The sequence below is a fragment of the Mycobacterium paraense genome, from assembly GCF_002101815.1.
In the GTDB taxonomy this organism is placed as follows: domain Bacteria; phylum Actinomycetota; class Actinomycetes; order Mycobacteriales; family Mycobacteriaceae; genus Mycobacterium; species Mycobacterium paraense.
The window spans coordinates 75009-97625 of the sequence record NZ_LQPM01000002.1 but is presented as its reverse complement, the minus strand read 5'-3'; the positions used below and the strand labels follow the sequence as shown (position 1 = coordinate 97625).

Sequence of the window (22617 nt, the reverse complement as noted above, 5' to 3'; positions counted from 1 at the left end):
GCTGTCGCCGCCGACTTGGGAGGTCAGACATGTCTTTTGTGCTCGCGTCGCCCGACGTGGTGGCGTCAGCGGCTACGGATCTAGCCGGGATCAGGTCGGCGATCGCCGCCGCCAACGCGGCGGCGGCGGGGCCGACCGCTCAGCTCCAGGCGGCCGCCGCCGACGAGGTGTCGGCGGCGATCTCGGCGCTGTTCGGCGAGTACGGCCAGGCGTATCAGGTGCTGGGCGCGCAGGTGTCGGCCTTCCACGAGCAGTTCGTGCAGGCCCTCGGCGGCGCGGGCCTCGCGTACGCCGGCGCCGAGGCCGCCAACGCCTCGCCCCTGCAGACCGTCGAACAGGACGTGCTCAACCTGGTCAACGCGCCCACCGACCTCCTGCTTGGACGCCCGCTGATCGGCAACGGCGCCAACGGAACTGCGGCCAACCCGAACGGCGGCAACGGCGGCATCCTCTTCGGCAACGGCGGCAACGGCTACTCCCAGCCGGCCAACTCCGGCCTGGCCGGTGGTAACGGCGGCTCGGCGGGATTGTTCGGCAACGGCGGGTTCGGCGGCAACGGCGGCACGGGCGTGGCGGGCCGGCGGCGCCGGCGGCGCCGGCGCGGCGGATCGGGCGGCAACGGCGGGGCCGACGGCCAGCACGGGGACGCCGCCGGCGGCCTCGGTGGGGCCGGCGGCGCCGGCGGCAATAGCTACCTGTCCGGCGACGCCGGGCCCGGCGGCGCCGGCGGCAACGGCGGGGCGGGCAAGAACAGTTTCACCTCGTCGCTCGGCGGCGCGGGCGGCAGCGGCGGCCACGCCGGCCTGCTCGGGACCGGCGGGGCCGGCGGCACGGGCGGAATCGGCGGCGAGGACTCCGACACCGGCTCGGCCGCGAGCAACGGCGGCGCGGGCGGCGCCGGCGGGGCCGCCGGGCTGCTCCAGGGCGACGGCGGGGCCGGCGGCACCGGCGGGACGGGCGGCTTCAACAGCAGCAACGGCACCGGCGGCACCGGCGGCGCCGGCGGCAACGGCGGGGCCGCCGGGCTGGTGCACAGCGCCGGGGGCGCCGGCGGCACCGGCGGGGCCGGCGGGTCGATCAACGGCACCGGCACCGCGGGCGCCGGAGGCAGCGGAGGCGCGGGCGCGGCCGCGGCGCTGCTGTCCGGCAACGGCGGGGCCGCGGGTGCCGGCGGGGCCGGCGGGAACAACACCGGCTCCGGCAACGCCGGGGCCGGTGGCAACGCCGGGGCGAGCGGAAACGCCGGGCTGGTCGGCGGCGGCGGGGCGGGCGCGGCCGGCGGGGCCGGCGGATTTGTGCACGGCGGCAAGGGCATTGGCGGGGCCGGCGGCCAGGGCAGCGCCGGCGGGGCCGGCGGCTCCATCTACGGCGACGGCGGTGCGGGCGGCGCCGGCGGGGCCGGCGGGGCCAACACCACCGGCGGCATCTTCAACGGCGGCGTCGTCGGCGGCAACGGCGGCGACGGCGGCGCCGGCGGTGCCGCCCGCGGCATCGGCAATGCCGGGGCCGGTGGGGCCGGCGGCGCCGGCGGGGCCATCGGCACCGGCAGCAACGCGAACAACAGCACCCCGGGCAACGGCGGCAACGGCGGCGCCGGCGGCAGCGCCGCGCTGTGGGGCAACGGCGGCGCCGGCGGCCAGGGCGGGGCCGGCCCGTCGGCCCAGTCGGTGAGCAACGTGCGGGGCGTCGACGGCGGCAACGGCGGCGCCGGCGGCAACGGCGGCGCCGGCGGCAACGCCGGGCTGCTCGGCGGCACCGGCGGCAACGGCGGTAACGCCGGCGGGGGTGGCAACGCGGGCAACGGCGGCAACGGTCAACCGGGCGGCAACGGCAGCGGCGGCACCGGCGGCAACGCCGGGGCCGCGGGCTCCGGCGGTACCGGGGGCAACGGCGGTTCGGGGGGCGTCGCCGGCCATGGCGGGATGCTGATCGGCAACGGCGGCAACGGCGGCGCCAGCGGGGCCGGCGGCGCCGGCGGCAGCGGCGGCAACGGCGGCAACGGCAACGGCTTCAACCCGACCGACGGCGGCAACGCCGGAAGCGGCGGCAACGCCGGTGACGGTGGCGCCGGCGCGGCCGGCGGGGCGCTGCTCAGCCACGCCGGCACCAGTGCCGCCGGCGGCGTCGCCGGCAACGGCGGCACCGGCGGCAACGGCGGGACCGCCAGCGGCACCGCCGGCATAGGCGGCGGCAACGGCGGCACCGGCGGCGACGGCGGCAAGGCCGGTTTCGGCGGCACGGCCGGGAACGGCGGGGGCGGCGGCAAGGGCGGGGCAGGGGCCCAGGGCACCGCGGCCAACAGTCCGGCCCAGTTCGCCGGCCAGGGCGGCGACGGCGGGGCCGGCGGCCAGGGCGGCCAGGGCGGTGCCGGCAATGGCGGCGCCAACGGCTCCGGCGGCACCGGTGGCAGCGGCGGCCAGGGTGGCCAGGGCGGCAACGGCTATAACGGCAGCGCCGCCGGCGGCGCCTCCGCCGGGGGCACCGGCGGGACGGGCGGCGACGCCGGCGCCGGCGGGGCCGCGGGCACCGGCGGCACCGGTGGCAGCGCCGGCGTCTACGGCAACGGCGGTCAGGGCGGCACGGGCGGAACCGGCGGCAGCGGCGAGCACGGGGTCGCGTCCACCACCCCCGGCCAGGACGGCGGCATGGGGCTGTCGGGGGCCGCCGGCGGCCAGGGCGGCCAGGGCGGCAACTCCGGGGCCGGCGGGACGAACGGCTCCGGCGGCACGGGCGGCAACGGCGGCACCGGCGGCCAGGGCGGCGCCGGCTTCGACGACGACGGCCTCGGTGACCTCGCCACCGCCGGCGGGGTCGGCGGCACCGGCGGCAACGCCGGGCAGGGCGGCAGCGCCGGCAGCGGCGGCACCAACCCGGGCAGCACCGGCGCCTATGGCACCGGCGGGCAGGGCGGCACCGGCGGCACCGGCGGCACCGGCGCCCAGGGCGCGGCCGCCCCCGGCCCCGGCCAGGTCGGCGGCATGGGCCACGCCGGCGGCGCCGGAGGCCAGGGCGGCCAGGGCGGCAACTCCGGCACCGGGGGCACCAACGGCTCGGGCGGCACCGGCGGGAACGGTGGGACCGGCGGCCAGGGCGGCATCGGCCAGAACGGCGGTCCCGGCGGCGGCGCCACCGCGGGCGGCGTCGGCGGCACCGGCGGCGACGCCGGCCAGGGCGGCGGCACCGGCACCGGCGGCACCAACGCCGGCACGGTGGGCGCCTACGGCACCGGCGGGCAGGGCGGGACCGGCGGCACGGGTGGCGACGGCTCGCAGGGTCTGGCGTCGACCACCCCGGGCCAGGACGGCGGCATCGGCCACACCGGCGGGGCCGGCGGCCAGGGCGGCCAGGGCGGCAACTCCGGCGCCGGCGGCACCAACGGCTCCGGCGGTCAGGGCGGCAACGGCGGCACCGGCGGCCAGGGCGGCGACGGCTTCAGCGACGACGGCGTCGGTGACCTCGCCACCGCCGGCGGCGTCGGCGGCACCGGCGGTGATGCCGGACAGGGCGGCGACACCGGCACCGGCGGCACCAACCCCGGCACCACCGGCGCCTACGGCACCGGCGGGCAAGGCGGCACCGGCGGCACCGGCGGCAACGGCGCGCAGGGCCCCGCGGCCACCGGGCCCGGTGAGACCGGCGGCATGGGCGACGCCGGCGGCGCCGGCGGCCAGGGCGGCCAAGGCGGCAACTCCGGCACGGGCGGCACCAACGGTTCCGGCGGCACGGGCGGCACCGGCGGCATCGGCGGCCAGGGCGGCACCGGCTGGAACGACGACGGCAGCAACGACGCCACCACCGGCGGCGTCGGCGGCACCGGCGGTAGCGCCGGCCAGGGCGGCGGCTCCGGCAGCGGCGGTACCCACGCCGGCACCGTCGGCACCTACGGCACCGGCGGTCAGGGCGGGCAGGGCGGCGACGGCGGAAACGGTCTCCAGGGTTCCGCCGGAACCAATGGCAGCCCGGGCAACCCCGGCAGCTTCGGCGACACCGGCGGCAACGGCGCGACCGGCGGCACGGGCGGCCAGGGCGGCAACTCCGGCGCTGGCGGCATCGACGGCGCCGGCGGCACGGGCGGCACCGGCGGGACCGGCGGCCAGGGCGGCACCGGCGGCGACGGCAACGGCAACGACGGCGGCCAGGGCGGCCTGGGCGGCGATGGCGGCGGCGGCGGCATGGGTGGCTCGGCCGGCACCGGCGGGGACATCACTGCCAGCGCCGGCGGCGGCGGCCAGGGCGGCAACGCCGGCGCCGGTGGCACCGGTGGCGTCGGCGACACCGGCTTCACCGGCGGCACGGGCGGCCAGGGCGGTCACGGCGGCCTCGGCGGCGACGGCGGCGGCTCCGGGGGCGCCGGCGGGAACGGAGGCACCGGCGGCACGGGCGGCACCGGCGGCAACGGCACCGCGGGCGGCGGCGGCGGAAACGGCGGCGACGGCGGCGACGGCGGGGTCGGCGTCCTCGCGCCAAGCGGCCACGGCGGGCAGGGCGGCACCGGCGGTCAGGGCACCGCTCCCGGCGGCACCAACGGCAGCAACGGAAACAACGGCAATAACGGCTGATGCCGCGCGAGAGCCGTTGCGGCGCTTAGCCTTCCGTGTACTCCGCGGCGCCGTCGTCGAGCACCACCCGGGCGTCGGCCCCCTCGGCGCCCGACGCCTCGGTGCGGAACACGGCCTTGCCGGGCTCCGTCCGCCAGATCAGCGTGGTCAGCGTCTCGCCGGGGAACACCGGCGAGCTGAAACGCGCGTCGATCGACGTGACGTTGGCCGCCACACCCTTGCCCAGCTCGGCGACCAGCGCGCGCCCCGCCACGCCGTAGCTGCACAGCCCGTGCAGGATCGGCTTGGGGAAGCCGGCCAGCTCGCGGGCGAACCACGGGTCGCTGTGCAGCGGGTTGCGGTCGCCGGACAGCCGATAGATCAGCGCCTGGTCCTCGCGGGTGGGCAGCGGAATCCGGGCGTCCGGCTCGCGGTCCGGGATCTCCGGCGCGACGGGACGCTGACCCGGCGCTCCCCCGAACCCGCCGGCGCCCCGGACGACGAAGGTCGTCGACGTCTCGGCGACCAGCTTGCCCGAATCCGGGTCGGTGCCGCGGCCGCGCAGCATCACGACCGCGTTCTTGCCCTCACCCTTGTCCTGGATGTCGGTGACCTCGGAGACCACGGACAGCTTTCCGGCAGCGGGCAGCGGTGCATGCAACCGGACGCCCTGCGAGCCGTGTAAGAGCATGGCCCAGTTGAACGTTCCGATCTTGGCGGCCGCCCCGAAGGCCGGAGAGCAGATCACCGCGTAGGTGGGCAGCACCTGCTGGGCGATCTCGTGGCTGTTCTCGGTCGTGAAGGACAGATCGTCGATGCCGCAGCCCACGCCGAGCGCGTAGAGCATCGTGTCCTTGTCGGTCCATTCGAACAGCATCGGATCGCTCACCGCGCCGACGGCACTCGGGTCAATGGCCATACCGGTCTCCTTTCGACCGTGGAATCGCGCCTTTTCGCTACTGAAGCATTTCAGACCATCGCAAACCCTTCCCCCCGGCACCCTCGGCAGGGCAGGCTATCGACATGCGCAAGGGGAGCGTGATCGCAAAGGCCATAGCAGTGCTCGTCGCGGCGGTCGTCGTGGGTGCGTGCGGCGGCGCACCGCAGCCGCGCAGCATCACGCTGACGTTCATCCGGCACGCGCAGTCGGAGGCCAACGCCAGCGGGCTCATCGACACCTCGGTGCCGGGCCCGGGTCTCAGCCCGCAGGGCAAGGAGCAGGCCGAACAGATCGCCCACCAGCTCGCGCACAACAAGTACGACGCCGTCTACGCCTCGACGATGACGCGCGCGCAGCAGACCGCCGAGCCGCTGGCGGCCGAGTTGCACAAGCAGGTTCAGGTGCTGGAGGGCATCCAGGAGATCGGGGCCGGCTGGTTCGAGGGCAAGCCGATCTCGATGGATCCCACGACCTACCTGCTGGCGCCGGCCGACTGGCTCAACGGCGACGTGCAGAACAGCATCCCCGGGTCGATTTCCGGCAAGGAGTTCAACGACCGGTTCACCGCCGCCGTCCAGAAGGTCTACGACAGCGGCCACAACAACCCGGTGGTGTTCGCGCACCTGTACTCCATCGAGTACTGGGTGCTGATGAACGTGAAGAACGCCAAGGACAGCCTCCGCACCACCCATCCGTTGCCCAACACGGGCCGCGTGGTGATCACCGGCAACCCGATGACGGGCTGGACGCTGCAGGAATGGGACGGCATCCGCGACTTCAGCGGTTGAGGGCTAGCATGTCCGCATGCGGTATGTCGTTACCGGCGGTACCGGGTTTATCGGGCGTCGCGTCGTGTCCCGTCTGCTGGAAACGCGGCCGGACGCGCAGGTGTGGGTGGTGGTGCGGCGGGGATCGCTGGGGCGCTTCGAACGCCTCGCCGCCGACTGGGGTGACCGGGCGAAGCCCCTGGTCGGCGAGCTCCCCGAACTCGGGCTGACCGACGAGACCCTGGCCGAGCTGGGCCGGGTCGATCACCTCGTGCATTGCGCGGCGATCTACGACGTCACCGCCGGCGAGCCCGAGCAGTGGGCCGTCAACGTCGAGGGGACCGGGGCGGTCATCGGGCTGGCCCGCCGGCTCGATGCCACGCTGCACCACGTGTCGTCGATCGCGGTGGCCGGCGACTTTCCCGGCGAGTACACCGAGGACGACTTCGACGTCGGCCAGCGGCTGCCGACCCCGTATCACCAGACGAAGTTCGAGGCGGAGGCGCTGGTGCGCTCGACCCCCGGGCTGCGCTACCGCGTCTACCGGCCCGCGGTCGTGGTGGGCGATTCGGTCACCGGGGAGATGGACAAGGTCGACGGGCCGTACTACTTCTTCGGCGTGCTGGCCAAGCTGGCGGCGCTGCCGTCGCTCACGCCCATCCTGCTGCCCGACACCGGGCGCACCAACATCGTCCCGGTCGACTACGTCGTCGACGCGCTCGTCGAACTCATGCACGCCGACGGTTACGACGGGCGGACGTTCCACCTCACCTCCCCCAAAACCATCGGGCTGCGGGGCATTTACCGCGGCGTCGCCAAGGCGGCCGGCTTGCCGCCGCTGCGCGGGTCGCTGCCCCGCTCGGTGGCGGCGCCGGTGCTCAAGGTGCGCGGGCGCGCCCGGGTGGTGCGCAACATGGCGGCCACCCAGCTCGGGATTCCCGCCGAGATTTTCGAGGTCGTCGATTTCAAGCCCACGTTCATCAGCGATGAGACGCGAAAGGCGTTGCGCGGCACCGGCATCGAAGTACCTGACTTCGCGAGCTACGCGCCCGAGCTGTGGCGGTACTGGGCCGAGCACCTCGATCCCGACCGCGCGCGCCGCGACGACCCGAAGGGACCGCTACAGGGCCGGCACGTGATCATCACCGGGGCGTCCAGCGGGATCGGCCGGGCCTCGGCGATCGCCGTCGCGCAGCGGGGTGCGACGGTGTTCGCGCTGGCCCGCAACGCCGACGCGCTGGACGCGCTGGTCGCCGAGATCCGCGCGGGCGGCGGCCAGGCGCACGCGTTCACCTGCGACGTCACCGACTCGACGTCGGTGGAGCACACCGTCAAGGACATCCTGGGCCGCTTCGACCACGTCGACTACCTGGTGAACAACGCCGGCCGCTCGATCCGGCGCTCGGTGGTCAACTCGACCGACCGGCTGCACGACTACGAACGGGTGATGGCGGTCAACTACTTCGGCGCGGTCCGGATGGTGCTGGCGCTGCTGCCGCACTGGCGCGAGCGCCGGTTCGGCCACGTGGTCAACGTCTCCAGCGCCGGCGTGCAGGCCCGCAACCCAAAGTACAGCTCCTACCTGCCCACCAAGGCGGCCCTGGACGCGTTCGCCGACGTGGTCGGGTCGGAGACACTGTCGGACCACATCACGTTCACCAACATCCACATGCCGCTGGTCCGCACGCCGATGATCGCACCGTCGCACCGGCTCAACCCGGTGCCGGCCATCAGCCCCGAGCGCGCGGCGGCGATGGTGGTGCGCGGCCTCGTCGAGAAACCGGCGCGCATCGACACCCCGCTGGGCACGCTCGCCGAGGTCGGCAACTACTTCGCGCCGCGGACGTCGCGGCGCATCCTGCACCAGCTCTACCTGGGCTACCCCGATTCCGCCGCGGCGCGCGGGCTGCCCACCGAGACGACGCCGCCGCCGCAGCGCAAGCCCAAGCGCCCGGCCCCCGCCGTCGCGGGCGGAATCCGCACACCGCGACCGGTCAAGCGACTCGTCCGGCTGGTGCCCGGAGTGCACTGGTAAACCGGGTTTCGTCGGCGCCGGATTGCGGTATCCCGGCGCGATGGTCCTGCGCGAAAAGTGGACGGACGCCGACCCGGTGGCCGCCGCGGCCCGGCTCGTCACGACGACGGGGTTCGCGGTACTGCCCTCGCTCGACCTGACCCGCAGCCTCGGCGTGGGTCGCGAAGAATGGACCCGGTTCGCGCGCCATTGGCGACGCCTGGCGCCGGACCCCTATGCCGCGGAGCTGGGGGTGCAGCGGCTGCGCCGATACGGCCAGTACTCGTTTCGCGACGGGGTGCTGCGCCCGCTGCCCAGGCTGGCGTTCGTGCAACCGGAGGACTCCAACCCGCTCTACGTCGGCAAGGACCGCGACTTCGAGCCGCTCACCGACGCGTTCGCCGCGGACCCGTTGCTGCACAAGGTGATCGCGTTGCTGGCCCGCGTGGCCGTGGCCCTCGACGGCGACGTGGCCGACTGGAACGTCAAGGTGCACCCGTTCCGCATCCGATGCTGCGGGGACGACTACGGCCACCCCACGCCCGAGGGCCTGCACCGCGACGGTGTCACCCTGGTCAGCTCGCTGCTGATCGGGCGGCGCAACGCGATCGGCGGCGAGAGCACGGTGTGCGACCTGGCCGGCCGCCGACTGCTGGCGACGACGCTGGCGGAGCCGGGAACGCTGATGCTGGGCGACGACCGCCGCACCCTGCACGGGGTCTCGCCGATCCGGCCGATCGACGCGTCCGGGCCGGCGCAGCGCGACGTCCTGGTGATCACCTTCGCGTCGGCCTGGCCGTAAAATCACCGCGGTGAACCGCCTTTTCGTCGACGTCGACACCGGCATCGACGACGCGATGGCGTTGATCTACCTGCTGGCCAGCGCCGACGCCGAGGTGGTGGGCATCGCCTCGACCGGCGGGAACATCCACGTCGAGCGGGTCTGCGCCAACAACCTCGGCCTGCTCGAATTGTGCCGCGCCCCAGCCATTCCCGTGTCGAAGGGCGCCGACGAGCCGCTGTGCGGCCACTGGCCCCATCACTCGAAGTTCCACGGCCCCACGGGTATGGGCTACGCCGCGCTTCCCCGCACCGACCGCCGGCTCGCCGGCCACGACGCCACCGCGGCGTGGGTGGGCGCGGCGCGCGCCCATCCCGGCGAGCTGGTCGGGCTGGTCACCGGCCCGCTGACCAACCTGGCGCTGGCGTTGCGCGCCGAGCCCGCGCTGCCGAGGATGCTGCGGCGGCTGGTGATCATGGGCGGCGCCTTCGGCGGTGACGCGAACCCGATGGCCGAATGGAACATCCGGGTGGACCCCGAGGCCGCCGCCGAGGTCTTCGCCGGCTGGGCCGGGCAGCAACAACTTCCGATCGTCTGCGGCCTGGACCTGACCCGGCGCGTCGCGATGACACCGGACATCCTGGCCCGGCTGGCGGCGGAGGCCTCTGTGGCGGGCCCGTCGCCGCTGATCCCGGTGATCGAGGACGCGATGCGGTTCTACTTCGAGTCCCACGAGGCCCGCGGGCACGGCTACGTCGCGTTCATGCACGACCCGCTGGCCGCCGCGACGGCGCTGGACCCGCGCCTGATCACCACCCGGGCCGCGACCGTGGACATCGAGCTGGCCGACACCCCGGCCCGGGGTGTGACGACGCCCGATTGGTCGGGCGATCGAAAGGCCAACGCGCTGATCGGCGTTGACGTGAACCCCGCCGCGTTCTTCGAGGACTTCATCGCGCGGGTCGGGCCGTTCGCGCGCCGGCTCGCTTAACGACCGTTTCGCGGCCCGGCCGCCGGGTACGCGCAAGCCATGCCTTTCGCCGACTATCAGACCGAGCTGTACGACCAGGGGCAGGCCGGCCGGCAGCCGCCCTACCCCATCAAGTTCGCCGACCTGGAGGCCAAGGCCGCCGCGGCGATGCCGCCGAAGGTGTTGGGGTACGTCGCCGGCGGGGCCGGCGACGAGCACACCCAGCGGGCCAACTGCGACGCCTTCAAGCGGTGGGGCCTGTTCCCCCGCATGGGGATCGCGCCCGAGCAGCGTGACATGTCCGTCGAGCTGTTCGGGATTTCCCTTCCGTCGCCGATCTTCATGGCCCCCATCGGCGTCATCGGCGTGTGCGCCCAGGACGGCCACGGCGACCTGGCCGCGGCGCGGGCGTCCGCCCGCACGGGTGTGCCGTTCTTCGTGGGCACGCTCACGTCCGACCCGATGGAAGAGGTGGCCCCGGAGCTGGGCGACACCCCCGGCTTTTTCCAGCTGTACACGCCGCCGGACCGCGAGATGGCCGCCAGCCTGGTGCACCGCGCCGAGGCGTGCGGCTTCCGGGCCATCGCGGTCACCCTCGACACCTGGGTCACCGGCTGGCGGCCCCGCGACCTGAGCGCCGGGAACTACCCGCAGGTGCCCAGCGGATGCCTGAGCAACTACACCTCCGACCCGGTCTTCCGCGCGAGCCTGCAACCGGGCGAGGAAGCCACCGAGGCGGCGGTGCGCAAGCTGCCCATCTTCGGGGGCCCGTTCCGGTGGAGCGACCTGGAGTGGCTGCGGGCGGAGACCAGCCTGCCGCTGATGGTGAAGGGCATCTGCCACCCCGACGATGTGCGCCGCGCCAAAGACATTGGCGTGGACGCCATTTACTGTTCCAACCACGGCGGCCGGCAGGCCAACGGCGGGCTGCCCTGCCTGGACTGCCTCCCCGGGGTGCTGGAGGCCGCCGAGGGGATGCCGGTGCTGTTCGACTCCGGCATCCGCAGCGGCGCCGACATCATCAAGGCCCTGGCGATGGGCGCGACCGCGGTGGGGATCGGGCGCCCCTACGCCTACGGCCTGGCGCTCGGCGGGGTCGAGGGCATCGTGCACGTGCTGCGCTCGCTGCTGGCCGAGGCGGACCTGATCATGGCCGTCGACGGGTACCCGTCGCTCAAGGACCTGACGCCGGACGCGCTGCGGCCCACCGGATAGGGCCGTCACTCGTAGCTGCCCTCGAGGTACCAGCGCCGCTGGCGGTAGCACAGCAGGAACGCCCGCTCGTCCTCCAGCAGGACCTGCGCGCGGGCGGCGCGGCCTTTGGCTTCGGGATCCCACCACCGCTCGTCGACCGGCCAGGGCCCGGCCCACCAGCGCAGCGGCTCGTCCCGGCCGCGCACGGTCAGCCGGGCGGGGTCGGCCGAGAACATCCCCCGGCCGGTCACCCGTATCGAAACCCCCTCGGCGTCAAGCAATTCCACCGGGTCGTCGAGCAGCACGGCCGGCGACGGCTGCGGCAGCTGCCCGGGCCACGGCGGCTCCGGGTCGGCCCGCGGCACCGGCTCGTCGCCCAGCGGGATCAACGTGATGCGCTCGGCCGGCCCGCGGCCGCCGGAGAGCACCGGCACCCGCACCGCCTCCGGCCCGAGCAGGCCCTGGACCCGCACCAGCGCCCGGCGGGCCCGCAGCCTGTCCTCCTCGCCCAAGCCACCCCATAACGGCAACTGCAGCGCCTCGGCCGACACCACCTCCACCGCCTGCAGCCGCAACAGCGTCACCGCCGCCGTCGGGCGGGGGTTGCGGGCGGTGCGGCTGCTCAACCACCCGTCGAGCTGCCAGCGCACCCGGTCGGCGGTCGCGTCCTCGGTCAACGGCTCGGCGCACCGCCACACCCGTTGCAGTTCTTCGCCGTTGGCGGTGACGGCGTGGATGGCCAGCCGGGTGCAGCCGACCCCCGCGGCCATCAGCGCCTGGTGCAGCGCGCCGGCCAGCGAGCGCCCCGCGAAGGCCGCGGCATCGACCCGGTCGATCGGGGGGTCGCAGTCCAGCACGGCCTCGAGTTCCGGCGGCGGCTCGCGCCCGGACGGTGCCCGCTCGGGCTCGCCGCGGGCGAACCGGTGCGCGGTCACCCCGTCGGCGCCGAACCGGGAGGCCACGTCGGTGCGCGACAGGAGAGCGAACTGCCCGATGGTGCGAATTCCCATCCGCCACAACAGGTCCGTCAGCTCCTCCCGCCCCGGGCCGGACAGGCTCGGCTCGGTCGCCAGCTGCCGGATCGACAGCGTCGACAGGAACCTCGCGTCGCCACCCGGCTCGACGATCCGGCCCGCGCGCGCGGCAAAGACCGCGGTGGACAACTGGTCGGCGATCCCTACCTGACACTCGGCGCCGGCCGCCGCCACCGCGTCGATCAGCCGCTCGGCCGCCAGCTCCTCGGACCCGAAATAGCGGGCAGCCCCGCGCACCGGCAACACCAGCAGGCCCGGCCGCAACACCTCGGCGCGGGGCACCAGATCGTCCACCGCGGCGATCACCGGTTCGAAGAAGCGGGCGTCGCGGTCGGCGTCGGCGGTCGCGACGTGCAGCTGCGGGCACCGGGCCGCCGCCTCCCGTCGCCGCAGCCCCCGCCGCACCCCTGCCGCGCGGGCGGCCGACGAGCAGGCGATCACCCGGTTGGCCAACGTGATCGCGATCGGGGCCGTCACGGGCAGCTCCGCCGCGGCCGCCGCCGCGACCGCGGGCCAGTCCATGCACCAGATCGCCAGCGCGCGTGAGGAAGCCACCAGTTCACCCGGCTCGCGACCGGCCGATCACCCGCCTGCCCGCGCACACCCCGCCGACCCGCAGCCGCACTTTGCCGATGCGCCCGAAGCCCGGGCGGCCGTTCGCCGTGATCTCATAGCCGCAGACCCGCGCCTCCAACCGCGTCGGCGCCCCCTGCCAGTCGCCGTCGGTGACCAGCAGGGTGCAGCCCTTGTTGCGGGCCCGCGCCATCACCGCCCGCGCCCGGGTGTGCGGCACCTGGCGCCCGCCCAGGCCGAGCACCACCAGATCCATGCCGTCGACGAGCACCGCGGCCACCTCCACCGGATCGGTCCCGGCGTCCGGTATCACCGCGAGCCGGCTCAGGTCCGCCCCCATCTCCACGGCGGCCAGCAGCCCGATGTCGGGCTGGCCGACGATGGCGACGTTGCCCCCGGCCGCCGTCACCGAGGCCACCACGCCCACCACCAGCGACCGGGCCCCCGACAGCACCGCCACCGTTCCCCGCGGCAACGGCACCGGCAGCGAATCCGCGAGCCACCGCGGGAGCGCCAGCCAGGATTCCGAATCCGGCAGCAGGTCCTCGGGGGCGGCGCGCCCGGAGATCTCCGCCATCCGCCGGCGCAGTGATTTCAGCTGCTCAGCGCGGTGATCGGAGGCCAGAGCCGCGGTCATGACTGCCTCCCACCTGACGCTGTTTTCGAAAGTATGTTCGATACATTCGCGAGTAAACACCCACCCTCCGACAAGCGTCAAGAAACGTGAGAGGCTGCTTTATGCGGTCGGTGCTGGTGTGGCTGATGGTGCTTTTTTGCTGCACTTTTCCCGCCCCGGCCCGGGCCGAGCCCTGTCAGCGCGCCGAGCTGTTCGCCGCCGACACCGGTCCGCTCTTCGCGGCGCAGGCCACCGCGACGATCGCGCTCAGCGGCGCGGCGGTCACGGGCTCGACCCCGCTCGACGGGGTGTACTGGTCGAACGCGCTGCAGCGCGGCACCGGCGAGCGCTCGCTCGAAATTCACCTGTGCGGCGGTTCGTCGCACACCGCCGCCGAGGCGCTGCGCCACCAGTTCGACCAGGAAGCGGTGCTGGCCTTCGACTACCTTCCGCAGCATGCGCAGGACGAGGACGCGATGCTCGTCGCCGTGCCGGACGTCGACATCGCCCGCTTCTCCGACGCGCTGGCGGCCGACCCGGCCGCCCGCGACCGCATCCGGGGCGGGTCCGTCACCACCACCGACCACACCCTGATCCTGGTCGCCGGGGACGGCGACCAGGACGTCGCCCGCCGGCTCGTCGGCGAGGCCGGCGGGAACTGGGATGCGGCCACGATCGATTACGGCAGGCGCGAATTCGTCGAGTAACCGATCGCGAAAGTGCAACGGGCAACACGTTTCCCGAGAAGAGGCGTCGGCAGTTGCACTCTCGCGGCAAACGGCGCGAGGGGCCTACTCCCACTCGATGGTGCCGGGCGGCTTGCTGGTGACGTCCAGCACCACGCGGTTGACCTCGGGCACCTCGTTGGTGATCCGGGTCGAGATGCGCTCCAGCACCTCGTAGGGCACCCGGGTCCAGTCGGCGGTCATAGCGTCCTCGCTGGACACCGGCCGCAGCACGATCGGGTGCCCGTAGGTGCGGTTGTCGCCCTGCACCCCGACCGAGCGGACGTCGGCCAGCAGCACCACCGGACACTGCCAGATCTGGTTGTCCAGGCCGGCGGCGGTAAGCTCCTCGCGCGCGATCTCGTCGGCGCGCCGCAACGTGTCCAGCCGCTGCGCGGTGACCTCGCCGACGATCCGGATCCCCAGCCCCGGTCCCGGAAAGGGTTGGCGCGCAACGATTTCCTCTGGCAAACCCAGCTCGCGGCCGACCGCGCGCACCTCGTCCTTGAACAGCAGCCGCAGCGGCTCGACGAGCTTGAACTTCAGGTCGCCCGGCAGGCCCCCGACGTTGTGGTGGCTCTTGATGTTCGCGGTGCCGCTGCCGCCGCCGGACTCCACCACGTCCGGATACAGCGTGCCCTGCACCAAAAATTCGACCTGAGAATCCGTATCCGCCCCACCCTCTTGCAAGATGTCTCGCACCGCGCCCTCGAACGCCCGGATGAACTGGCGGCCGATGATCTTGCGCTTGCCCTCGGGGTTGGTCACCCCCGACAGCGCCTGCAGGAAGGTCTCTTCGGCGTCGACGGTGACCAGGTTGGCGCCGGTGGCGGCCACGAAGTCGCGCTGCACCTGGTCGCGCTCCCCGGCGCGCAACAGTCCATGGTCGACGAAGACACACGTCAGCCGGTCGCCGATGGCGCGCTGCACCAGCGCGGCGGCCACCGCCGAATCCACGCCGCCGGACAGCCCGCAGATCGCGTAGCCGTCGCCGATCTGGGCGCGCACCTGCTCGACGAGCGCGTCGGCGATGTTGGCGGGCGTCCACTGCGCGCCGAGCCCGGCGAAGTCGTGCAGGAACCGGCTGAGCACCTGCTGGCCGTGCGGGGTGTGCATCACCTCCGGGTGGTACTGCACGCCGGCCAGGCGCCGCTCCCGGTTCTCGAAGGCGGCCACGGCCGCTCCCGCGCTGGACGCGACCACGTCGAATCCGTCCGGTGCCGCGGTGACCGCGTCGCCGTGGCTCATCCACACCGGCTGGACGTCGGGCAGGCCCGAATGCAGCTCGCCGCCAAGCACTTTCAGCTCGGTGCGGCCGTACTCGCTGGTGCCGGTGTGGGCGACCGTGCCGCCCAGGGCCTGCGCCATGGCCTGAAACCCGTAGCAGATGCCGAACACCGGCACCTCGAGGTCGAACAGCGCCGGGTCGAGCTGGGGGGCGCCCTCGGTGTAGACGCTGGCCGGTCCGCCGGAGAGCACGACCGCCACCGGGTCACGCGCCTTGATCTCCTCGACCGTGGCGGTGTGGGGAATGACCTCGGAAAAGACCCGCGCCTCGCGGACCCGGCGGGCGATCAGCTGCGCATATTGCGCGCCGAAGTCCACCACCAGCACCGGCCGGTCGACCGGCCCGGTCGCTTCGGAGTCAGCAGGTTCCGCCACGCCGCAAGCTTAGTGGCTGGGCTCGCCATCCCCGAGCCAGCTCCGGGTGTGGTTCAGCAGCGTGCCGCCGGTCCCGGGGACTAGTAGGAACTCGACGGACATGGTGGGCCGGTGCGGTGCGTACTGCAGCCAGCACAATTGGGTGCGCGGCCGCAGCGAGGTCACCCGGCACAGCGCGGTGTCGTCGCGGCCGAGGCGGTGGCGGATCAGGCGGAACGACGTGCCCACCTGGAGCCGTTGGTCGGCGCCGGAGTGCTCGACGGCGTCCCAGGTGTCGTACCACTCCGTGATGCTGGCGACGGTGGTGATCAGGTCCCACACCTCGTCGGGCGGCGCGGCGATGCGGATCGAGTCGGACAGCGTCTGTCGGCTCATGGATGCACCCTTTCCGGGACAGGATGAGTCGAGGCGGCGTCGGACCGCCGCGCGCGGCGGTTGGTGTCCACCCGCCGGGGCCACCAGAACCAGCGCCCGAGCAGGGCGGCGATCGACGGCGTCATTAGCGACCGCACCACCAGCGTGTCGAAGAGCAGCCCGATGCCGACGGTCGTGCCGAACTGGCCGATGATCCGCAGATCGCTGAACACGAACGACGACATGGTGAACGCGAACACCAGCCCCGCCGAGGTCACCACCGCGCCGGTTCCGCCCATCGCCCGGATGATGCCGGTCTTGATGCCGGCCCCGATCTCCTCCTTGAACCGGGAGACCAGCAAGAGGTTGTAGTCCGATCCCACGGCCAGCAGGATGATGACGGCCATCGCGATCACCAACCAGTGCAACGGAATACCGAGGATGTCCTGCCACACCAGCACCGACAGCCCGAACGAGGCGCCCAGCGACAGCACCACGGTGCCGATGATGACCAGCGCGGCGATGACGCTTCCGGTGATGACCAGCATGATGACGAAGATCAGGCAGGCCGCCGCGATTCCCGCGATCAGCAGATCGTATTTGGCCGCACCACTCATGTCCTTGTACGTCGGGGCGGTGCCGCCCAGATAGATCTTGGCGGTTTCCAAGGGAGTGCCCTTGACGGCGTGGCGGGCGGCCTTCTCGATCGCGTCGACGCGCGAGATCCCTTCGGGGGTAGCGGGATCCCCGTCGTGGGTGATGATCAGGCGGGCGGCCTTGCCGTCGGGCGAGAAGAACATCGCCAAGCCGCGCTTGAAGTCGGGGTTGTCGAAGACCTCCGGGGGCAGATAGAAGGAATCGTCGTTTTTGGCCGCGTCGAACGCTTGCCCCATGGCGGACGCGTTCTGCTGCGCGGCGTCCATCTGGTCCAGCAGGCCGGCGAAGGTGCTGTACATCGTCATCGTCATCGTGCGCATGGTGATCGTGGCGTCGATGATCGGCGGCAGCAACGAGATCAATTGCGGCATCAGGCTGTCCAGCCGGTCGGTGTCCTTGACGAGGGCGCCCAGGTCGTCGGTGACCTTGTCGACGCCGTCGAGCGCGTCGAATGCGGACCGCAGCGCCCAGCAGACGCCGATGTCGAAACAGTGCCGCTCCCAGTACAGGTAGCCGCGCAGCGGCCGGAAGAAGTCGTCGAAATCGGCGATGCGGTCCCGCACTTCGGTCGTGTCGGCGACGATCTGCCTCGTCTGGCCGGCGACGTCGTGGGTGGTGCCGGCGAGCCGGCGCATCAGGACGAGCATGCGTTGCATGGTGCCGATGACGCCGGTCATCTGATCGGCGATGGCCCGCATGTCGGCCATGCGGTCGTGCAGGTACTTCATGTTCTCGGTCAGCGTGGTCCCCTGCATGCTGATCTGAAAAGCAATGGAGGTGTGCGTGATCGGGGCGCCCAGCGGCCTGGTGATGGACTGGACCCGCGCGACGCCGTCGGCACCGAACACGCCCTTGGCCACCCGCTCCAGGACGAGCATGTCGGCGGGATTGCGCATGTCGTGGTCGGTCTCGACCAACAAAATGTCGGGGTTGAGCCGCGCGGCCGAAAAGTGCCGGTCGGCCGCGGCGTAGCCGATGTTGGACGGTGTGGTCCGGGGCAGGTAATTGCGGTCGTTGTAACTCGTGGTGAACGACGGCAGCGCCAGCAGCCCCACCAGCGCGGTCGCGAAAGTCGCGGCGAGTATCGCCGCGGGCCAGCGGACAACGGCGGTTCCCACCCGCCGCCACCCGCGCGTCTTGATCTTGCGCTTGGGATCGAAGAGGCCGAAGCGGCTGCCCAGGGTGATGATGGCCGGGCCCAGCGTCAGCGCGCTCGCCACCAGCGTGAACATCCCGATCGCGCACGGCGCGCCCAGGGTTTGGAAATAGGGCAGGGTGGTGAAGCTGAGGCAGAACATCGCGCCGGCGATGGTCAGGCCCGAGCCCAGCACCACGTGCGCGCTGCCGCGAAACATGGTGTAGTAGGCGGCTTCTCGGTCCTGACCGGCCTGACGGGCCTCCTGGTACCGGCCCACGATGAAGATCGCGTAATCTGTGCCCGCGGCGATCGCGAGTATCGGGAGGATTTGCACCGCAAACGTGGATAGCCCGAGGACGCCGCGGCTGCCGAGGAAGGCGATCACGCCTTGCACCGCGGGCAGCTCGATGAAGACCATCAGCAGCGTCAGCAGCACAGTGACCACGGAGCGGTAGACGATCAACAGCATCAGGACGATGACCGCGACGGTCACGCCCATCACCTTGCGGGCGCTCTTGTCGCCGAATTCGAGCTGATCGGTGGTCACCGCCGCCGGCCCGGCGACGTAGGCCCTGATGCCGTTGGGCGCCTGGGTGTTTGACACGATGCGCCGCACGGCGCCGACGGACTCGTTGGCCAGCGTCTCGCCCTGGCGGCCGGCGAGGAAAACTTGGACGTAGGCGGCCTTGCCGTCGCCGCTCTGCGAGCCGGCGGCGGTGAGCGGATCGCCCCAGAAGTTTTGGATGTGCTCGACGTGCTTGTGGTCCTGCGCGAGCCTGCGGATCAGGTCGTCGTAAAACCGGTGCGCCGCCTCGCCCAGCGGCGCCTGGCCCTCGAGGACGACCATGACGGCGCTGTCGGAGTCGAATTCTCCGAACACCTGGCCGACGCGCTTCATGGCCTGTATGGCCGGGGCGTCGTCGGGGCTTATCGACACGGCGTGCGCCTCCCCGATCGCCTCCAGTTGCGGCACAGCGATATTGGTGACCGCCGCAAGTCCCAGCCAGAACAGCAGGATAGGCACCGAGAGCCGGCGAACCGTCCGCGCGATCACGCGGACTTCACCAGGCAGAAGGTCTGGGGGTGAATCCCCGCGACGGTTCGTTCCGCCTTGAGAGCGCCGTTCACGGTGATCCGGCAGCCGATGTCGTCATCGTCGCCCTGCGCGACGACGTTGACGCTGACCGCGGGGGCGGTCGTGGCCACGTCGTACGTCCACGGCAGCCGCGTGCCGTCGACGCGCTGCGGCACGGCGTCGACATCGAGGTAGTTGATGTCGGCGACGCTGCCCGCCGGGCCGAAGACCTCCATCGTCACGCGCTTGGGGTTGAAGGGCTTGATGTCATCGGCGCGGGCGCCGACGGCCGACGCGGCGCCCCGAGCACCGAACACCCCGTGCAGCCGGTAGACGGCGAAACCCGTGAGGGCGACCAGCACCAGCACGACCAGCGGTATCCACATGCGTTTGACGACGGTCATCCTGCCCTCGATTCGCTGGGATCCATAAGTCAGTTGTCCAACACACTAAGACACAGGCGGCAGCTACTGCAATGGCCGATTGACATGGAGATACGTCCCGCTTCGGCCCGATGCCTTGATTGCTGGCGGACGCAGTAGTAAGTTCCACAACTTAGTTGCACAACTAAGTTACGCACACGGCGGCTCCGCGCAGCGGCCACCGGAGAGGGGCAAAACGCCATGAGTATCAACGCACATCGGTTCGGTCCCTGGGCGGTCGTGACGGGGGCGTCGTCGGGCATCGGGCGCGAGTTCGCCCACCAGCTCGCCGATGCGGGCATCAACGTGGTCCTGGTCGCGCGGCGCCTGGCCGCGCTGCAGGAGCTTGGTGCCGCGCTGGCCCGGGGCTACGGAGTGGACTATCGCGCCGTCGGCGTCGACCTGTCCGACCCGGGCATGCTGACCCCAATCACCCAGGCCACCAACGACATCGACGTCGGACTGCTGGTGTCGAACGCCGGCGCGGCCCTGCCCGGGCCCTTCGTGGGCTCCGATCTGCAGGCGCAGCGGGCGATCCTGCGGCTCAACACCGCCGCGCACTTGGGCCTCACGCACCACTTCGGCGAACGGCTGGTGCGGCGCGGCCGCGGCGGCATCGTGCTGGTCTCGGCCCTGGGGGCGAAGCATGGGGTGCCATACCTGGCCCACACCGCGGCGACCAAGGCCTACGTGGCCAGCCTCGGCGCCGGCCTGCACGGCGAGCTGGCCAAGCACGGCGTGCACGTCACCGTGCTGCACCCCGGGCCCACCCGCACCCCGGCGATCGCCGAACTGGGCTTGGACCCCGACAAATTGCCGATGCCGCCCATGGCCCCGGACGATTGCGCGCGCGAGGCGCTGCGCGCGCTGGAGCGCAACCGGACCCACTGCATACCGGGCCGGCTCAACCGGGTGACCACCGCGCTCGTGCCCGCGGCCCTCACCCGCTCGATGATGTCGCGCATGTTGGCGCGCCCCCAGCTCGACACCGCCGCCAAATGACATGGACAGGCCGATTTGCCTCATCACCGGGGCCACCGACGGCATCGGCAAGGTCACCGCGACCGCGCTCGCCCGCGAGGGCTACACCGTCGTGCTGGCCGCGCGCAGCGCGGCCAAAGCGGCGGCCGTCACCTCCGAGATCGTGGCGGCCACCGGCAACCGCGACGTCGATTACCTCACCGCCGATCTCCGGTCGCTTTCCCAACTGCGCGGGCTGGCCGGCGCATTCACGGCGCGCTACCCCCGGCTGGACGTTCTGGTCAACAACGCCGGCGTCGTGATGCCGCAACGCGTGCTGACCGAGGACGGCTACGAGACGACGTTCCAAGTCAACTACCTCGCGCAGTTCTGCCTCACCCAGCTGCTGCTCGACGCCCTGGAAACCAGCCCGCAGGGCAGGGTCGTCAACCTGAGCTCGAGCGTGTACCGCGCCGGCAAGTTCGATCCGGACAACCTGCAAGGCGAGCGTCGGTTCTCCACCATCGGCTCCTATGCCGCGTCCAAACTGTGCGTGCTGTTGTTCACCATCGAGCTGGCGCAGCGGCTGGCGCCGACGGGCGTCACCGCGAACGCCGCGCATCCGGGGATCGTCAGGACGCCGATGATGCGGGGAGCGGAAGGGATCTTCCGCGCGATCTCCTATGCGGCGCTGCCGTTTTCGCGATCCGCGGACAAGGGCGCCGCGACCTCGGTGTTCCTCGCCGCCGCACCGGACGCGGCGGACATCTCCGGGCGATACTTCGCGAACGCCCGGCCGAGGAAGGTCAAGACCGCGCATAACACGCCGGAGAACCGGGACCTGCTGTGGAACCTGAGCATGGACGCGTGCCGTCTATAGTCCGTGAGTGATATGGCTGACTCAACCGGCAAGCGGGAGCGACTGATCGCCGCCGCATGCGACCTGTTCTACCGCCAGGGCATCGCGGGCACCACGCTCGCGCACATCGCCGAGGCCGCCGAGGTGCCCCTGGGCAACGTGTACTACTACTTCAAGACCAAAGACGACATCGTGGCCGCTGTCGTCGAGGCGCGCACCGAGGAAATCCGCTCCGCGACCGCGGCCCTGCAGCGCCGGCACGGCAGCCCCAAGGCGCGGCTCAAGGCGCTCGTCGGGATGCTGTCCGAGTCGCGCGACACCATCGCCGAGCACGGCTGCCCGCTGGGAACGCTGTGCACCGAGCTCGGCAACCAGCCCGGCCAATCGCCCGCCCTGACCGCCCCCATCATGCAAACCCTGCTGGAGTGGACCGAGCAGCAATTCCACGCCATGGGCCGGCGCGACGCCCGCGACCTGGCGCTGGAACTCGTCATCGCCTACGAGGGCAGTGCGGTCCTGACCAACGCCCTGGCCGAGCCGGAAGTCATGGCCCACCAGGCCCGCCGGCTCGAAAAGTGGATCAACGCAATGCAAGTGTGACGAACCGGTCCGGCCCGCCTGTGCTCGCTTACGCACACAGCGAGAACGCTTGACGCACCGCGTCGACGGCCTCCGGGTCGCCGCCGAAGTCCACGCGCCGCAGCGCCGCCCTGCGCTTGGCATCGGTTGACCCGAGGCGCGCGTTGACCAGGTCCGCCGCGGCGGCGGTGACGGTCACCGCCGGTTCGCCGCGGCCTGCGGCGAGGCGACCCTCGGTCACGGTGAATTCGAAGCGGCGGCCGTCGATCTCGACGCGACACGTCGCCTCCAGTCCGGCCGCGTTACGTGGATTGAAGCCCAGCAGGATGCCCGCCAGAAACCCGTTCAGCGGCGAGGCCGGCCCATCACCGATCGGGTCGAGGTGGTCCAGCCCGAACCACGCGAAGCTCTGCAGGATCGGCAGCACCCGCTGCCAGCCCATGTCGCTCAGGGTGTACACGGTGCGCCCGATCGGGGCCGGCAGGTCGGCGCGCTCGACGAGCCCGGCGTCCTGCAGCTCCTTGAGCCGCTCGGCCAGCAGGTTCGTTGCGATGCCAGGCAATTCGTCACGCAGGTCCCCGTAGCGGCGGGCGCCGCCGACCAGTTCGCGCAGGATCAGCAGCGTCCACCGCTCGCCGAGGACGTCGAGGCCGCGCGCGATCGGGCAGTTCTGGTTGTAGTTCCTGCGGGAAGACACAACGTCAGACTAACCGCGGAGGAATTGTTTTTCAACTCTTCACTTGATTTATTTGTCTATAG

Annotated in this window: 18 protein-coding genes; 10 read left to right on the top strand and 8 right to left on the bottom strand. The window is 72.5% G+C overall.

What is annotated here, in order from left to right:
- The first annotated feature begins 29 nt into the window (after positions 1–29).
- A complete protein-coding gene (locus tag AWB89_RS01025) occupies positions 30–4559 on the top strand; it encodes a PE family protein (RefSeq protein ID WP_085171185.1) in 4530 nt (1509 codons plus the stop codon).
- A 25-nt stretch (positions 4560–4584) separates the two neighbouring features.
- On the opposite strand, the gene AWB89_RS01020 is transcribed toward AWB89_RS01025, so the two are convergent.
- Positions 4585–5457 (bottom strand): MaoC family dehydratase, encoded by an 873-nt coding sequence (locus AWB89_RS01020; RefSeq protein WP_085171184.1) that lies wholly within the window; start codon positions 5455–5457, stop codon positions 4585–4587.
- Positions 5458–5561: 104 nt separating this feature from the next.
- On the opposite strand from AWB89_RS01020, the gene AWB89_RS01015 reads away from it, so the two are divergent.
- The 5 genes from AWB89_RS01015 to AWB89_RS00995 are packed head-to-tail and all read left to right on the top strand — an operon-like array spanning position 5562 to position 11225.
- The gene (locus AWB89_RS01015) at positions 5562–6266 is read left to right on the top strand and encodes a histidine phosphatase family protein (protein ID WP_085171183.1); all 705 of its coding nucleotides are present in this window, start codon (positions 5562–5564) and stop codon (positions 6264–6266) included.
- A gap of 16 nt (positions 6267–6282) precedes the next feature.
- Positions 6283–8280 carry an SDR family oxidoreductase gene (locus AWB89_RS01010; RefSeq protein ID WP_085171182.1) on the top strand — a complete coding sequence of 666 codons (1998 nt, stop codon included), beginning with the start codon at positions 6283–6285 and terminating at the stop codon, positions 8278–8280.
- A gap of 40 nt (positions 8281–8320) precedes the next feature.
- Complete coding sequence (locus AWB89_RS01005; protein WP_085171181.1) at positions 8321–9061, top strand: 2OG-Fe dioxygenase family protein; 741 nt, start codon at positions 8321–8323, stop codon at positions 9059–9061.
- A gap of 1 nt (position 9062) precedes the next feature.
- Complete coding sequence (locus tag AWB89_RS01000) at positions 9063–10031, top strand: nucleoside hydrolase (protein WP_142282391.1); 969 nt, start codon at positions 9063–9065, stop codon at positions 10029–10031.
- Positions 10032–10070: 39 nt separating this feature from the next.
- Entirely contained in the window at positions 10071–11225 is a 1155-nt protein-coding gene (locus AWB89_RS00995; RefSeq protein WP_085171179.1) for an alpha-hydroxy-acid oxidizing protein, read from the top strand.
- A 5-nt stretch (positions 11226–11230) separates the two neighbouring features.
- Here the strand turns inward: AWB89_RS00995 and AWB89_RS00990 are convergent, their stop codons facing one another.
- A complete protein-coding gene (locus AWB89_RS00990; RefSeq protein ID WP_162293287.1) occupies positions 11231–12796 on the bottom strand; it encodes a DNA polymerase Y family protein in 1566 nt (521 codons plus the stop codon).
- 1 nt (position 12797) lies between these two features.
- On the bottom strand, positions 12798–13448 hold the full coding sequence (locus tag AWB89_RS00985) for a hypothetical protein (RefSeq protein WP_085171178.1): 651 nt from the start codon (positions 13446–13448) through the stop codon (positions 12798–12800).
- Positions 13449–13549: 101 nt separating this feature from the next.
- On the opposite strand from AWB89_RS00985, the gene AWB89_RS00980 reads away from it, so the two are divergent.
- Positions 13550–14134, top strand: coding sequence for a hypothetical protein (locus AWB89_RS00980; protein ID WP_241520395.1), 585 nt, complete (start codon positions 13550–13552; stop codon positions 14132–14134).
- A gap of 84 nt (positions 14135–14218) precedes the next feature.
- Here AWB89_RS00980 and guaA read toward each other — a convergent pair whose 3' ends face one another.
- The 4 genes from guaA to AWB89_RS00960 are packed head-to-tail and all read right to left on the bottom strand — an operon-like array spanning position 14219 to position 19442.
- Positions 14219–15814: a glutamine-hydrolyzing GMP synthase gene (gene guaA, locus AWB89_RS00975; protein ID WP_085171177.1), complete on the bottom strand. Its 1596-nt coding sequence runs from the start codon at positions 15812–15814 to the stop codon at positions 14219–14221.
- Positions 15815–15823: 9 nt separating this feature from the next.
- A complete protein-coding gene (locus AWB89_RS00970) occupies positions 15824–16189 on the bottom strand; it encodes an SRPBCC domain-containing protein (protein WP_085171176.1) in 366 nt (121 codons plus the stop codon).
- Positions 16186–19035, bottom strand: coding sequence for an MMPL/RND family transporter (locus tag AWB89_RS00965; RefSeq protein ID WP_174627796.1), 2850 nt, complete (start codon positions 19033–19035; stop codon positions 16186–16188). Before AWB89_RS00965 ends, AWB89_RS00970 begins: the two co-directional genes overlap by 4 nt.
- Positions 19014–19442, bottom strand: a complete 429-nt coding sequence (locus AWB89_RS00960) for an MmpS family transport accessory protein (RefSeq protein WP_085171175.1) — start codon at positions 19440–19442, stop codon at positions 19014–19016. Before AWB89_RS00960 ends, AWB89_RS00965 begins: the two co-directional genes overlap by 22 nt.
- A gap of 219 nt (positions 19443–19661) precedes the next feature.
- Here AWB89_RS00960 and AWB89_RS00955 point away from each other — a divergent pair, with 219 nt between their 5' ends.
- From AWB89_RS00955 to AWB89_RS00945, 3 genes are read left to right on the top strand one after another with little or no spacing between them, the layout of a single operon-like run.
- Positions 19662–20462, top strand: coding sequence for an SDR family NAD(P)-dependent oxidoreductase (locus AWB89_RS00955; protein ID WP_085171174.1), 801 nt, complete (start codon positions 19662–19664; stop codon positions 20460–20462).
- A 1-nt stretch (position 20463) separates the two neighbouring features.
- Positions 20464–21300, top strand: a complete 837-nt coding sequence (locus AWB89_RS00950) for an SDR family oxidoreductase (protein WP_085171173.1) — start codon at positions 20464–20466, stop codon at positions 21298–21300.
- Positions 21301–21312: 12 nt separating this feature from the next.
- Positions 21313–21879 (top strand): TetR/AcrR family transcriptional regulator, encoded by a 567-nt coding sequence (locus AWB89_RS00945; RefSeq protein ID WP_139830610.1) that lies wholly within the window; start codon positions 21313–21315, stop codon positions 21877–21879.
- A 28-nt stretch (positions 21880–21907) separates the two neighbouring features.
- On the opposite strand, the gene AWB89_RS00940 is transcribed toward AWB89_RS00945, so the two are convergent.
- Entirely contained in the window at positions 21908–22555 is a 648-nt protein-coding gene (locus AWB89_RS00940) for a winged helix-turn-helix transcriptional regulator (RefSeq protein ID WP_085096321.1), read from the bottom strand.
- Positions 22556–22617: the final 62 nt, after the last annotated feature.